The 13,614-nt window shown below is 66.0% G+C and carries 12 protein-coding genes and 1 tRNA gene; 8 read left to right on the top strand and 5 right to left on the bottom strand.

Annotated features, from left to right (window positions below; translation table 11 throughout):
- Positions 1-113: 113 nt before the first annotated feature.
- Positions 114-917 carry a GTP cyclohydrolase FolE2 gene (gene folE2, locus AC3WRR_RS06970; protein WP_010813640.1) on the top strand — a complete coding sequence of 268 codons (804 nt, stop codon included), beginning with the start codon at positions 114-116 and terminating at the stop codon, positions 915-917.
- A gap of 59 nt (positions 918-976) precedes the next feature.
- Here the strand turns inward: folE2 and tsaD are convergent, their stop codons facing one another.
- On the bottom strand, positions 977-2,011 hold the full coding sequence (tsaD, locus tag AC3WRR_RS06975; RefSeq protein ID WP_010813639.1) for a tRNA (adenosine(37)-N6)-threonylcarbamoyltransferase complex transferase subunit TsaD: 1,035 nt from the start codon (positions 2,009-2,011) through the stop codon (positions 977-979).
- A gap of 157 nt (positions 2,012-2,168) precedes the next feature.
- Between tsaD and AC3WRR_RS06980 the strand changes: the two genes are divergently transcribed.
- From AC3WRR_RS06980 to dnaG, 4 genes are all read left to right on the top strand, one after another.
- On the top strand, positions 2,169-3,434 hold the full coding sequence (locus tag AC3WRR_RS06980) for a BaiN/RdsA family NAD(P)/FAD-dependent oxidoreductase (protein WP_492296524.1): 1,266 nt from the start codon (positions 2,169-2,171) through the stop codon (positions 3,432-3,434).
- A gap of 137 nt (positions 3,435-3,571) precedes the next feature.
- Entirely contained in the window at positions 3,572-3,784 is a 213-nt protein-coding gene (gene rpsU, locus AC3WRR_RS06985; protein WP_010813637.1) for a 30S ribosomal protein S21, read from the top strand.
- Positions 3,785-3,912: 128 nt separating this feature from the next.
- The gene (locus tag AC3WRR_RS06990; protein WP_010813636.1) at positions 3,913-4,362 is read left to right on the top strand and encodes a GatB/YqeY domain-containing protein; all 450 of its coding nucleotides are present in this window, start codon (positions 3,913-3,915) and stop codon (positions 4,360-4,362) included.
- Between the two features lie 201 nt (positions 4,363-4,563).
- A complete protein-coding gene (gene dnaG / locus AC3WRR_RS06995; protein ID WP_011615801.1) occupies positions 4,564-6,375 on the top strand; it encodes a DNA primase in 1,812 nt (603 codons plus the stop codon).
- A 95-nt stretch (positions 6,376-6,470) separates the two neighbouring features.
- Here dnaG and AC3WRR_RS07000 read toward each other — a convergent pair whose 3' ends face one another.
- A complete protein-coding gene (locus tag AC3WRR_RS07000; protein ID WP_231881360.1) occupies positions 6,471-6,866 on the bottom strand; it encodes a hypothetical protein in 396 nt (131 codons plus the stop codon).
- Here AC3WRR_RS07000 and rpoD point away from each other — a divergent pair.
- Positions 6,856-9,132, top strand: a complete 2,277-nt coding sequence (gene rpoD / locus AC3WRR_RS07005) for an RNA polymerase sigma factor RpoD (protein WP_037023603.1) — start codon at positions 6,856-6,858, stop codon at positions 9,130-9,132. The two genes, AC3WRR_RS07000 and rpoD, sit on opposite strands and share 11 nt — an antisense overlap.
- 10 nt (positions 9,133-9,142) lie before the next feature.
- Positions 9,143-9,221 (top strand) — tRNA-Ile (locus AC3WRR_RS07010).
- Between the two features lie 62 nt (positions 9,222-9,283).
- Here the strand turns inward: AC3WRR_RS07010 and AC3WRR_RS07015 are convergent.
- From AC3WRR_RS07015 to AC3WRR_RS07025, 3 genes are all read right to left on the bottom strand, one after another.
- Positions 9,284-11,530, bottom strand: a complete 2,247-nt coding sequence (locus AC3WRR_RS07015; RefSeq protein WP_492296525.1) for a phosphocholine-specific phospholipase C — start codon at positions 11,528-11,530, stop codon at positions 9,284-9,286.
- Positions 11,531-11,893: 363 nt separating this feature from the next.
- The gene (locus AC3WRR_RS07020) at positions 11,894-12,403 is read right to left on the bottom strand and encodes a nucleoside deaminase (RefSeq protein WP_010813631.1); all 510 of its coding nucleotides are present in this window, start codon (positions 12,401-12,403) and stop codon (positions 11,894-11,896) included.
- Entirely contained in the window at positions 12,372-12,515 is a 144-nt protein-coding gene (locus AC3WRR_RS07025; protein WP_492296527.1) for a hypothetical protein, read from the bottom strand. Before AC3WRR_RS07025 ends, AC3WRR_RS07020 begins: the two co-directional genes overlap by 32 nt.
- A 179-nt stretch (positions 12,516-12,694) precedes the next feature.
- Between AC3WRR_RS07025 and AC3WRR_RS07030 the strand changes: the two genes are divergently transcribed.
- On the top strand, positions 12,695-13,612 hold the full coding sequence (locus AC3WRR_RS07030; RefSeq protein WP_492296529.1) for a LysR family transcriptional regulator: 918 nt from the start codon (positions 12,695-12,697) through the stop codon (positions 13,610-13,612).
- Positions 13,613-13,614: the final 2 nt, after the last annotated feature.

The following is a 13,614-nucleotide window of genomic DNA, read 5'->3' on the forward strand; positions in this document are numbered from 1 at the left end:
TGCCGGATCCCGTGGTTTCACACTCGTTGCGCGGCATGGATGGACTGCGAAATTGCCGCGACCGTAAGGGCTCGTGCCGTCCCCCTTGGGCGCGACCCTGGAGGAAACCGTAGATGAATGACATCAATCCCGCCTTCGTCATGCCCGACGTCCAGTCGAGCCCCGACACCCGCCAGATCCCCATCCAGCGTGTCGGTGTCAAAGGCGTGCGTTACCCCGTGACCCTGAAGACCCCGGCCGGCATCATGCCGAGCGTGGGCACCTTCAATCTCGACGTGCACCTGCCGGCGGACCAGAAGGGCACGCATATGTCGCGCTTCGTCGCGCTGCTGGAAGAAGAGCGCGCACCGCTGGAGCTGTCCAGCTTCCGGCTGATGCTGGACAAGATGCTGGAAAAGCTGGAAGCCGAGGCCGGCCGCATCGAGGTCACCTTCCCGTACTTCATCAGCAAGACCGCGCCTGTGTCGGGCGTGGAGTCGCTGCTGGACTACGAGGTCACGCTGACCGGCGAAGTGCGCGACGGCGCCGCGCGCGTGTTCCTGAAGGCGCTGGTGCCGGTGACCAGCCTGTGCCCGTGCTCGAAGAAGATCTCGCAGTACGGCGCGCACAACCAGCGTTCGCATATCACCATGAACGTGGAACTGGCCGGCGAGCTGCCGGTGGAAGCGCTGGTGCGCATGGCCGAGGAAGAGGCCTCGTGCGAGCTGTGGGGCCTGCTCAAGCGCCCCGACGAGAAGTTCGTCACCGAGCGCGCCTATGAGAACCCCAAGTTCGTCGAGGACCTGGTGCGCGATATCGCCATGCGCCTGAATGCGGATGATCGCATCGTGGCCTATGTGCTGGAGGCGGAGAACTTTGAGTCGATCCACAACCACAGCGCGTATGCGGTGATCGAGCGGGACAAGCGGGTCGACTGACCGCGTTGTCGCTGCAATAGAAATAGCCACCGCATGCGGTGGCTATTTTTTTGTCCGGTTCAGGCCGCCGAAGGCAGGCGGATATCCGCCAGGTCCCAGCGCGGCGTCACGCCGTAGCCATACTCGTGCCGCGCCAGTTCGGGCGCTGCCTGCAGGCGCATGGCGCCGGCAAACGCGATCATCGCGCCGTTGTCGGTGCAGAACGCCAGGTCCGGGTAATACACGTCGATCTTGCGCTGCTTGCCCATCTGGTCCAGCCGCTCGCGCAACTGGCGGTTGGCACCCACGCCTCCCGCCACCACCAGCCGCTTGTGGCCGGTCTGCTTGAGCGCTGCCATCGACTTGGCGGCCAGCACGTCGACAATGGCATCGACAAAGGCGCGCGCCAGGTTGGCGCGATCCTGCTCGCAGGTGTTGGCGAGCTTGCGTGTTTGCGTCAGCACCGCGGTCTTCAGTCCGGCGAAGGAGAAATCCAGGTTGCCCGAATGCAGCATCGGCCGCGGCAGCGCAAAGGCGCCGGGGATACCGAATTCGGCCAGCCGCGACACTTCGGGGCCGCCCGGATAGCCCAGGCCCAGCAGCTTGGCGGTCTTGTCGAAGGCTTCGCCGGCGGCGTCGTCTAGGGTTTCGCCCAGCAGCGTGTAGTCGCCGATGCCGCGCACTTCCATCAACTGCGTATGCCCGCCCGACACCAGCAACGCCACGAACGGGAAGGGCGGCGGCTCGCGCGTCAGCAGCGGCGACAGCAGGTGGCCTTCCAGGTGGTGCACGCCCACCATCGGCACGTTCAGCGCAAAGCCCAGTGCATTGGCCACCGAGGCGCCCACCAGCAGTGCGCCGGCCAGCCCGGGGCCCTGGGTGAAGGCGATGGCGTCGATGTCCTGGCGGGTACGGCCGGCATCGGCCAGCACCTGCTCCAGCAGCGGCAGCACGCGGCGGATATGGTCGCGCGACGCCAGTTCCGGCACCACGCCGCCGTAGTCGCGGTGCATGGCGATCTGCGAGTGCAGCGCGTGCGCGAGCAGGCCGGCGCCGGTGTCATAGAGGGCGAGGCCGGTTTCGTCGCAGGAGGATTCGATGCCGAGGACAAGCATGGGAAGCGCATAGGGCCGCCTCCGGTCAGGGAAACGGCTGTCGAAACAACAGGTTGCAGGAAGCGCGCAGGGTAGCACAGCAGCGCGCGGCGTGCTTTTCGCTACAATCTGCCCTTTCTCTGGCGGTGGCAATACACATGGATGCGCGAGGCGTGCAATGAGCGGGGCAACATCGGCCCGGACGGGCCGGTATGACGTGGCCGTGCTGGGTGCGGGCGCGGCCGGCATGATGTGTGCCGCCGTGGCCGGCCAGAACGGCGCGCGCGTGGTGCTGATCGACCATGCCACCAAGCTTGCCGAGAAGATCCGCATCTCGGGCGGCGGGCGCTGCAATTTCACCAACCTGCAGGCCGGGCCCGCCAACTACCTGTCGTCCAATCCGCACTTCTGCCGCTCGGCGCTGGCGCGCTACACGCCGCAGGATTTCCTTGGCCTGATGCGCCGCTACGGCATCGACTGGCACGAGAAACATCGTGGCCAGCTGTTCTGCAACGACAGCGCCGAAGACGTGATCGCCATGCTGCGCGCCGAATGCGACACCGGCCATGTGCGCTGGCACACCGGCTGCAGCGTGGCCGAGGTCCGGCGCGAGGGCGACGACTTCCTGCTGCTCACCGCTACCGGCACGGTGCGGGCCGGGGCGCTGGTGGTGGCCACCGGCGGCCTGTCGATCCCCAAGATCGGTGCCACCGACTTTGGCTATCGCATCGCCCGGCAGTTCGGGCTGGGCATCGTCGAAACCCGGCCGGCGCTGGTGCCGCTGACCTTCGATGGCAAGGACTGGGTGCCGTTCGCGCCGCTGGCCGGCGTGTCGCTGGAAGTGGATATCGCCACCGGCAACGGCAAGGCGGCCGGAGCCTTCCGCGAAGACCTGCTGTGGACCCATCGCGGCCTGTCCGGACCCGCCGTGCTGCAGATTTCCAGCTACTGGCGTCCCGGCACGCCGATCGCCATCGACCTGTTTGATGGCGAGGATGCCGCCGCCTGGCTGCTCGAGCAGAAGGCCGGCAGCCGCAAGCACCTGGGCAACCTGCTGGCGCAACGGTTGCCGGCGCGGCTGGCCGATGCCTGGTGCGCGGCCTCGGGCGTGGATGCCGCCATGCCGCTGCATGATGTGACCGACAAGGCCCTGCGCAAGCTTGGCGCCACGCTCAACGGCTGGCGCATCGTGCCGTCGGGCACCGAGGGCTACCGCAAGGCCGAGGTCACGCTTGGCGGGGTCGACACGCGGGCGCTGTCGTCAACCACCATGATGGCGCGCGAGGTGCCGGGCCTGTATTTCATCGGCGAGGTGGTGGACGTGACCGGCTGGCTGGGCGGCTACAACTTCCAGTGGGCGTGGGCGTCCGCGGTGGCGGCGGGGCAGGCCGCGGCTGAGACATCGCGCACCGCTTCGGCAGGGCAATCGGTAGCCCAAGGGTAGACTGGCGAGAGCTGGAAGGGGCGGTGGGCGGCACTCGGCAAGTGTCCGTTGCACGCCACTTCCGCGCTCGATTGTTGGTGCTACAATCCAGAACTTCGTAGAGCCGCTTATCCCGAAAATTCTCATTTTCTGGCCAAATGACCACGATCCGTCTCAAGGAAAACGAGCCTTTTGAAGTTGCCATGCGCCGTTTCAAGCGCACCATCGAGAAGAACGGGCTGCTCCCGGAATTGCGGGCACGCGAGTTTTACGAAAAGCCCACCGCCGCGCGCAAGCGCAGGAAGGCAGCCGCCGAAAAGCGCCATTACAAGCGCATCCGCAGCCAGATGCTGCCGAAGAAACTGTACTGACCCCGGCGCTCCCGCTTGTATCCGACCCGCTGTGGCCTACGCTTCGGCGGGTTTTTGCATTCTGGGCCTTGCAGCGGGCGGTCACCGCCGCCACCTGTGAGTGTCCACCCACTTTCTGGAAGATCACGATGTCCCTCAAAGCCCGTATCAGCGAAGACATGAAGACCGCCATGCGCGCGCGCGAAACGGAGCGCCTCGGCACCATCCGCCTGCTGCTGGCCGCCATCAAGCAGCGCGAGGTCGATGAGCGCGTGGAACTGGACGATACCGCCGTGCTGGCCGTGGTCGAGAAGCTGATCAAGCAGCGCAAGGATTCGATCTCGCAGTTCCGGCAGGCGGGCCGCAATGACCTGGCAGACAAGGAGTCGGCGGAAGTCGAAGTGCTGCAGGCCTACATGCCCGCCGCGCTGTCGGACGAGGAAGTCGCCGCCGAGGTCCAGCAGGCCGTTGCCGCCACTGGTGCCGCCGGTCCGCAGGACATGGGCAAGGTCATGGGCGTGCTCAAGGGCAAGCTGGCCGGCCGTGCCGACATGACCGCCGTATCGGCCCTGGTCAAGGCGGCACTTGCAGCAAAGTAAATACTGATTTAATCGGTTGCTGGCAAGATAAGCACCGGATCCGCGTGGTTCGGTGCAGTTGCACGGAGATGTCACGTAGTCCGGGCGGCCCTATCACGCTGCACTACAATATTCCGATAGCAGCCGGGCGCCGCACCGGTCACGCATTCCTAAAAGAAGCCGCCCGCCGCGGGACGGCCATGCCTCAGGACGGTCAGTCGGGTGATTCCGCAATCCTTTATTCAGGACCTGCTCAACCGTGTCGACATTGTCGATGTGGTGGGCAAGTATGTGCAGCTGAAGAAGGGCGGCGCCAATTTCATGGGGCTGTGCCCCTTCCATAACGAGAAATCGCCGTCATTCACGGTGTCGCCGACCAAGCAGTTCTACCACTGCTTCGGATGTGGCGCCCACGGCTCGGCCATCGGCTTCCTGATGGAGTTTTCCGGCCAGTCCTACCCGGAAGCGGTGCGCGAGCTGGCCCAGTCGGTCGGCATGAGCGTGCCGGAAGAGCGCGACCGGCTGCCGCCCGGGCAGCGCGCGGAGCAGCAGGCCCGTTCGGTGGCGCTGTCCGACGCCATGACCCGCGCCACCGATTTCTACCGCCGCCAGCTGCGAAGCGCGCCGCAGGCGATCCAGTACCTGAAGGGCCGTGGCCTGACCGGCGAGATCGCCGCGAACTTTGGCCTGGGCTACGCGCCCGATGACTGGCAGGGCCTGGAGGCCGTATTCGGCAGCTATCGTGATGACAACGTGTCGGCGCCGCTGGTCGAGTGCGGCCTGCTGATCGAAAGCGACAAGCGCGATGCGGACGGCAAGCCGCGCCGCTACGACCGCTTCCGCGACCGCATCATGTTCCCTATCCGCAACACCAAGGGGGCCGTGATCGGCTTCGGCGGGCGCGTGATGGGGCAGGGCGAGCCCAAGTACCTGAACTCGCCCGAGACTCCGCTGTTCAGCAAGGGCACGGAGCTGTACGGGCTGTTCGAGGCCCGTCACGCAATCCGGGAAACCGGCTACGTGCTGGTGGTCGAAGGGTATATGGACGTCGTGGCGCTGGCCCAGCTCGGTTTTGCCAATGCCGTTGCCACCCTGGGCACGGCGTGCACCCCTGTGCACGTGCAGAAGCTGCTGCGCCAGACCGACGCCGTGGTGTTCTCGTTCGACGGCGACTCTGCCGGGCGCCGCGCGGCCCGGCGCGCGCTGGAAGCCTGCCTGCCGCATGTGGCGGACAACAAGACCATCCGCTTCCTGTTCCTGCCGGCCGAGCACGATCCGGACAGCTATGTGCGCGAAGAGGGCACCGAGGCCTTTGCCACCCAGGTGCGCAACGCCATGCCGCTGTCGCGCTTCCTGCTGCAGTCGGTCACCGAAGACCTGGACCTGCGCCAGCCCGAGGGCCGCGCCCGGGCCCAGTACGAGGCCAAGCCGCTGCTGCAGGCCATGCCCGCCGGCGGCCTGAGGCTACAGATTGTGCGCGAACTTGCCGATGCCACGGGAACGACACCCGCGGAGATCGAAGCCATCTGCGGCCTGCGCAGCGACCCGGCCCGCGTCGGCCGCTTCGCCCAGCCGCGCCCGCGCACGCGCCGCCAGGCCCCGACCGGGCTGGAGCAGCGGGTGATCCAGCTGCTGATGTGCTATCCGGCACTGTCGGCGAGGCTGGACGAGGATGCGCGCGCGCTGCTGCTGGGCGGCGAGAGCAGCGACAGTGAAGTGCTGGCGCACCTGGTGGAGGCGTGCGACAGCGTGCAGGGCGAGGTCAATTTTGCGGCCTTCAGCGAACACCTGGCCCAGTCGCCCTATGCCGAGGTGTATGCCGTGGCGCGTGCCGCGGTGCTGCGAGAAGAGATCGAAGAGGCACCCGCAATACAGGATTTCGATGCGGCCATTACCAAGCTGCTGGCCGAGCCGCTGCGGCGCGAGCTCGACGGCCTGCAGGCGGAGGTAGTGGCCGGCACGGCCGATGAAGCGGCCAAGCAGCGCATGCGCTGGCTGGTGGGCGAAATCCACCGGCGGCGCCAACTTGGCTGAGGTGCCTGTGTGCGCCCTGGTCATCAACCAGGAGGTGGCAGTAAGCGTTGGATAAGGGACTGGGCCCGGCCCCGCCGAGCTTAAGCCTTGATTTTTCAGGTGAAAACCTCACCTGATAGGGAGCCGGCTATGCGTGGCGTGCTACAATAGCCGGTTTGGATTGCGAAATCTTTCTCTCCAGTTCTGGTGAAAGTGAGCGTGCCAATGGCAAAGGCCAAAGCAACCGAAAGGGTTACCTCTAAAGCTCCCCAATCAGGGAGCGGCAAGGCGTCTGTGAAAACAACGGCGGCGAAGACATCGACCGCGTCAGTCAAGACACCAGCCCGGTCTGCGCCATCAAAGTCCGTGCGTAGCGCGCAAGCGCCCGCCGTGACGACTCCCGCCAGGACTCGCACATCCGAAAAGACAAAGGCCTCGACTTCGGCACGCGAGAGCGGCAAGAGCGCCAGTACGAGCGGCAAGGTCGCCGCATCTGCACCAGTGAAAGGCAAGAGTATCACCGTGGCGAAACAGCAGAATACCGAAGTCGAGAGCAAGCGAGCGGCAGCCGCCGGCGCCAAGAGTGGGGAAGCCAAGGCTGGCACCACCACTACGGCAACCAAGGCGCGTGCCGCGACACCTGCATCCGTTGCATCCGAGCGTCCCGCTGCGCCGGCAATCAAGCCGGAGCCGAAAAAGCGTGGCCGCAAGCCCAAGGCCGAGATGCAGCACGACGACAGCACAACAGACGACGTGACTGAAGAGTTTTACGAGAACGATGCGCGCCCGGCGGCAACCCCGGCCGCGGCGCCGAAGACCGAAAAGCAGAAAGCCAAGGACCGCAAGGCCAAGGAAAAGGCCCTGCTCAAGGAGTTCGCCTCGACCCAGCAGGGTACCGAGGAAGAGCTTGAGCTGCGTCGCCAGAAACTCAAGGCGCTGATCAAGCTGGGCAAGTCGCGCGGCTACCTGACCTACGCGGAAATCAACGATCACCTGCCGGACGACATGGTCGATTCGGAAACGATCGACACGCTGGTCGCCACGCTGAACGACATCGGCATCGCTGTCTACGAACAGGCGCCGGATGCCGAGACGCTGCTGCTCAACGACAACGCCCCGTCCGCCACCAGCGAGGAAGAAGCCGAGGAAGAGGCCGAAGCGGCCCTGTCCACGGTGGACTCCGAGTTCGGCCGCACCACCGACCCGGTGCGCATGTACATGCGCGAAATGGGCACGGTCGAGCTGCTCACGCGCGAAGGCGAAATCGAGATCGCCAAGCGCATCGAGGCCGGCCTGAAGGACATGGTGATGGCGATTTCGGCTTGCCCGGTCACCATCTCCGAGATCCTGGCCCATGCCGAGCGCGTGGCCAACGACGAGATCAAGATCGACGAATTCGTCGACGGCCTGATCGACCCGAACGCCGACGAAGCCCCGGAAGCGCCCGCAGCCCCGGCTGCAGCGGCCGACGACGAGGATATCGAGTCCGACGACGAAGAGGAAGGCGACGAGGACGATGACGACGAAGGCGGCGCCGGCGCCGGTGCCTCCGCGCGCCAGCTGGAAGAACTGAAGCAGAACGCGCTGGAGAAATTCCGCGTGATCGCCGAGCAGTTCGACAAGATGCGCCGCGCGTTCGAAAAGGAAGGCTACAACTCCAAGCCCTACGTCAAGGCGCAGGAAGCCATCCAGGCCGAGCTGATGGGCATCCGCTTCACCGCCCGCAATGTCGAGCGCCTGTGCGACACGCTGCGCGGCCAGGTCGACGAAGTGCGCAAGCTCGAACGCTCGATCCTGAACATCGTGGTCGACAAGTGCGGCATGCCGCGCTCGGAATTCGTCGCCCGCTTCCCGGGCAACGAGACCAACCTCGAGTGGGTCCACACCATCGTCGCCGACGGCAAGGGCTACAGCACCATCGTCGAGCGCAACGTGCCGGCCGTGCATGAGCTGCAGCAGAAGCTGATCGACCTGCAGTCGCGCGTGGTGCTGCCGCTGAAGGAACTGAAGGGCGTCAACCGCAAGATGGCCGAGGGCGAGCGTCGTGCCCGCGAAGCCAAGCGCGAGATGACCGAGGCCAACCTGCGTCTGGTGATTTCGATCGCCAAGAAGTACACGAACCGCGGCCTGCAGTTCCTCGACCTGATCCAGGAAGGCAACATCGGCCTGATGAAGGCGGTGGACAAGTTCGAATACCGCCGCGGCTACAAGTTCTCGACCTACGCCACGTGGTGGATCCGCCAGGCCATCACGCGCTCGATCGCCGACCAGGCGCGCACCATCCGTATCCCGGTGCACATGATCGAGACCATCAACAAGATGAACCGCATCTCGCGCCAGATCCTGCAGGAAACCGGCAACGAGCCGGATCCGGCAACGCTGGCCGAGAAGATGGAGATGCCGGAAGACAAGATCCGCAAGATCATGAAGATCGCCAAAGAGCCGATCTCCATGGAAACGCCGATCGGTGACGACGACGACTCCCATCTGGGCGACTTCATCGAGGACACCAACACGCTGGCCCCGGCCGAAGCCGCGCTGCACGGCTCCATGCGCGACGTCGTCAAGGACGTGCTGGACTCGCTCACGCCGCGCGAAGCCAAGGTGCTGCGCATGCGCTTCGGCATCGAAATGAGCACCGACCACACGCTGGAAGAGGTCGGCAAGCAGTTCGACGTCACGCGTGAACGGATCCGCCAGATCGAGGCCAAGGCACTGCGCAAGCTGCGCCACCCGAGCCGCTCGGACAAGCTGAAGAGCTTCCTGGAAGGCAACTAAACGCTTCCAAGGGCCTCTAGCTCATGCCTGGTTAGAGCAGCGGACTCATAATCCGTTGGTGCCGTGTTCGACTCACGGGAGGCCCACCAATGTGAAAAAGGGACTGCAGGTTGATACCTGCAGTCCTTTTTTTTTTGCCTCGAACTACCGCTCAATCCTGTGCCGTCACCATCCCCATCGCCGGATCGCTAACCGTATGCCTGCCGTTCTCCACCCGCCCCGCAAAGCGGCGATAGAACGCCGGGTCGCTGTCGCACGTCACCGCGAAGTCATACCACTGCCCGCTTTCCTCCAGCGACCAATGCACGGACTTGCTGTCATTGGCGCCGACAGTGACCGGCCACGGGCCATCGGTTCGGTACGCGAGCGCCTGGATGCTGAAGTGGCAGGCCTTGCGGCCGGCGTTGATCAGGTCGACATAGACGTCGCCATTGGCAATGTCGTAGCAGACGCGGATCTCCGGTGCGATGCCGGTGTCGCCGATGCGGTTGGTATCGCCGCGGAAATGGCGGTGGAAGCCGTTGGGGCCCAGTACCCACAGGTCGTATTGCCCGGCGTTGTCCTGGAACACGTTCCAGGTGTCGCTCAGGGACTTGCGGGCTTCCACGACATAGCGGCGCGGAATGCGGCCCAGCTGGTGGCGGTCGTAGACGTGGAACACCGCGGCTTGCGTGCCGGTGTTGGCGAATACCAGTTCGACCTGCCCCACGGCGCTGCAGCGCGCGCTGGTGTGCAGCTCGTACGGCAGCGCGCGTGACGGGCGGGTGCCGGTGGCTTGCAGCGGCAATTGCATGTCGACCGGCAGCGGCACCGCGGGCAGTGCCTGCTGGGCCTGGCGCAGCTGGTCGGCGCTGCTGCGCGTGGTGCGGCCACTCAGCGTGGGCAGGGCTTCCGAGTTGGGCGTCTTGAAGTTGAACGCGCTGGTCAGGTCGCCGCAGACGGCACGGCGGAACGGGCTGATGTTGGGTTCGGCCACGCCGAACCGCGCTTCCAGGAAGCGCAGCACGGAGGTGTGGTCGAACACCTGGGAATTGATCCAGCCGCCGCGGCTCCACGGCGAGATCGCGTAAAGCGGCACGCGCGGCCCGGGACCGTAGACGCGGCCGTCAGCAGCGGGCTGGGTCCGGCTGCCCGGTGGCGCCGGATGGTTGAAGTATTCGGCCTGCATCTCGGCATCGCTCAGCGTCGCCTTGCCGGCCAGCGTCTTGTCGGGGTTCACCGACGGCGCCGAGGGGGAAGGGACGTGGTCGAAGTAGCCGTCGTTCTCGTCGAAGTTGACCAGCAGCACGGTCTTGCTCCAGACCTCGGGCACGGCGGTCAGCGCGTCCAGCACTTCCTGCAGGAACCACGCGCCCTGAACCGGGCTGGACGGGCCGGGATGCTCGCAGTAGATCGACGGCGCATTGATCCACGATACCTGCGGCAGCCTGCCTTCCTTGATGTCGCGGCGGAAGGCGTCGAGGTATTCCTCGGGTCTGGTGCCGGGCAGGGTGTTGGCCACGCCCTTGTACAGCGGATTGGCGACATTGTCGGTGGCCGCATCGTAGGCGTGGTACGGCAGTGGCTGGCCGGTGTTGGCATAGGGCGCGCCCGGCGCGCCGCCGCTGGATACCGGAAAGCCCGAGGCCAGGTTGGCCTTGCGGAACTGCTGGAACGCGCCCAGCATGTTGTCGCCCCATTCGTCCGGCATGTTCTGGTAGCAGATCCAGCTGATGCCGGCTGCTTCCAGCCGCTCGGCATAGGTCTTCCAGGTGTAGCCGGTGTTGGCCGAGGCGGGCAGGCCGTCGATCGCGTCCCACTCATTGTTGACGAAGGCGACGTTGGCTGCGGTCGGGCCGTTGGTGCCGGTCAGGTGGAATGAACGGTTCGCGTCAGTGCCCGTATGCATCGAGCAGTGGTACGCGTCGCACAGCGTAAACGCATTGGCCAGTGCGAACTGGAACGGGATCTCCTTCTCCTTGAAGTAGCCCATCGAGGTATTGGTCTTGTACGTCGGCCAACTGGCCATGCGGCCGTGGTCCCAGGCCTGCTGGCTGTCCACCCACGCATGCGGCGTGCCGGCCGCGCGCTGCGCGTTGTTGTTGGTGCCATCCAGGTGATACGGGGTCAGCACGGCGCCGTTGGAGCGCTGTTGCTGCCATACCTTGCGCGCATTGGGCAGCGGGATGGTGAAGCGGTCGCCGAACCCGCGCACACCCTTGAGCGTGCCGAAGTAGTGGTCGAAGGAACGGTTCTCCTGCATCAGGATCACCACATGCTCGACATCCTTGATGGTGCCGGTGGCATTGTTGGCCGGGATGGCCAGGGCCTTGCGGATGCTGGGCGGGAACGCGGCCAGTGCGGCGGCGGCGAAGCCGGTGCCGGCTGCGGCTTGCAGGAAGTTGCGGCGAGAGACCATGGTCTTGTCGGATGGCGTCGGGACTTGCGTTGTCAGGGGGCGCAGCGAATCACGGGGTCGGGCCGCCGGTCCGGCTTCTTGCCGGGCTGTTCCGGTTGTGCGTTCGGCGTGACAGTCGCACTCGGCGACAGGTTGCCGCCGCCGTCATCGCCACCGCATGCGGTGAGCAATGCCGCCGCGATCAGGGTCGCGGCCAGGGTTCTTGGAAGTTTGCAGGGGAGCATCGGGTTCGCCTGGCTGGGTGGGTGTGGCGGCTGCTGGGAGCCGGAGCCAGGCGAGTGTAGGAAGGCGGGGTGACGTGTCGATGACAGAATGTCCAACGCCGATCGGTGCCGTCCGTCGGGCGGACGGCAGGCAGGATGGCTACTTCCAGAAGCCCGCGTGCGGTGCCGCGGCTTCGTCCTCGAGCACCGGCCCGACCACATCCACCTGGCGCTGCCCGCGCGCGAACACTTCGCGGCAAGGCAGCGAGAGGGTGGGGTTCTCCGGGTGGTCGCCGGTCAGGCCCAGCAGCTTGTGTTCTGACAGCGCATAGACCACGCGCCCGATGCCGGTCCAGTAGATCGCGCCGGCGCACATGCAGCACGGCTCCGCGCTGGTGTAGAGGGTGCAGTCGGCCAGTTGCTCCGGCGGCAGCGCACGCGCGGCCTGCGCGGCGGCGACCAGTTCGGCGTGCTGGGTCGGGTCGCCCTCCGGCGGCATCGAGTTGTTGCCGGCGCTGGCGATGATATTGCCGGCCTGGTCGGCCACCAGCGCGGCGAACGGATGGCGGCCGCGAGCCCTGGATGCATCGGACAGCGCGATCGACTGGCGCAGCAGTTCCAGGTCGAGCGGCGACAGTTCAGCGCCGGACGGGTTTGTGATTCGGGTCATGCTTGGGGTCTCCGGTTGGGAAAGGGATCAGGGCGTGCTGCAGGCCGAAGCTCGCCAGCTGGCGCAGCGGCAGGATTTCATCGACCGGGTGTACCGGTGTCGGGGTCTTCATGGGCTTGTCTCCTTTTTCGATGGAAGCCGCTTCCGCCTCTGGCAGGGCGGATTGGGCAGCGCCGGCCGGGATTGCCGGGATTTGTGATCCCTCGGCCGTTGCGGCATCATCTCCGCAACTTCATCGGTACAACAAATCAATACCTATCGATCCAGTCGATGGGTCGCGGGAGGGTGGCCATGCGTTTTTCGCTGGACCAGTTGCAGGTATTCGCACTGGTGGTTGAGACAGGCTCCTTTTCCGCTGCCGCGCGGCGCCTGGGCAAGACCCAGTCCACGGTCAGTGCGGCGGTGGCCAACCTGGAGATCGACCTCGGCGTGCCGCTGTTCGACCGCAGCAGCCGCAATCCGGCGCTGACCGGGGCCGGCCGCAAGCTGCTGACCGAGGCCGAAGCCGTGCTGGAGCGTTGCCGGTCGCTGCAGGCCCATGCCGCCAGCCTGGCCGATGCCAACCCGCCCGGGCTGACGCTGGCGATCGAAATCCCGTACCACGCGGTGATGCCGGTGCTGGCCGAATTCGAGCGGGAGTTTCCGTATGTCGACCTGACCATTCGCAATCCGGTCTACGGCGATGTCAGCGAACTGGTGCTGCAGGGCGAGGCCGAGCTCGGCATCGCCTTCGCGCAGCCGCACTACGCGCCGGAACTGGCCTTCGTGCAGTTGGGCAAGCTGATCATGGTGCATGTGGTGCACCCGGGACACCCGCTGGCCGGGCGCGAACAGGTCTCGTTTGCCGACCTGCACGCCTATCGGCGCCTGGCCTTCAGCGTGCATGCCGACAAGCTGCCCACCAGCGAATACCTGCGCGCGGCGCGGGTGTGGCGCGCCGAAAGCTACCTGGCGCTGGTCGAAATGGTGAAAAGCGGGCTGGGCTGGGCCACACTGCCGCGGCAACTGGTGCGCGCGGCGCTGGAGCGCGGCGAACTGGTGGAACTGGACCTGGCGGCCTATCCGTACACGGACTGGCTGGTCAGCGTCGACCTGATCTGGGCGAAGTCGGGCCGGCCGCAGGGCCGGGCCGAGCAGTGGCTACGGCAGCGCTTCCGGGAAAACATGGTGTTCGAGGTCGACCGGCGCGGGCAGCGGACCACCCGCTGAGG

This window comes from Cupriavidus sp. FW305-3-2-15-C-LB2 (assembly GCF_058787575.1).

Coding starts and splice junctions, on each gene's coding strand:
- folE2 (WP_010813640.1), top strand. CDS start 114: ATGAATGACATCAATCCCGCCTTCGTCATGCCCGACGTCCAGTCGAGC.
- tsaD (WP_010813639.1), bottom strand. CDS start 2,011: ATGCTTGTCCTCGGCATCGAATCCTCCTGCGACGAAACCGGCCTCGCC.
- AC3WRR_RS06980 (WP_492296524.1), top strand. CDS start 2,169: ATGAGCGGGGCAACATCGGCCCGGACGGGCCGGTATGACGTGGCCGTG.
- AC3WRR_RS07020 (WP_010813631.1), bottom strand. CDS start 12,403: ATGACCCGAATCACAAACCCGTCCGGCGCTGAACTGTCGCCGCTCGAC.
- AC3WRR_RS06990 (WP_010813636.1), top strand. CDS start 3,913: ATGTCCCTCAAAGCCCGTATCAGCGAAGACATGAAGACCGCCATGCGC.
- AC3WRR_RS07030 (WP_492296529.1), top strand. CDS start 12,695: ATGCGTTTTTCGCTGGACCAGTTGCAGGTATTCGCACTGGTGGTTGAG.
- rpsU (WP_010813637.1), top strand. CDS start 3,572: ATGACCACGATCCGTCTCAAGGAAAACGAGCCTTTTGAAGTTGCCATG.
- AC3WRR_RS07015 (WP_492296525.1), bottom strand. CDS start 11,530: ATGGTCTCTCGCCGCAACTTCCTGCAAGCCGCAGCCGGCACCGGCTTC.
- AC3WRR_RS07025 (WP_492296527.1), bottom strand. CDS start 12,515: ATGAAGACCCCGACACCGGTACACCCGGTCGATGAAATCCTGCCGCTG.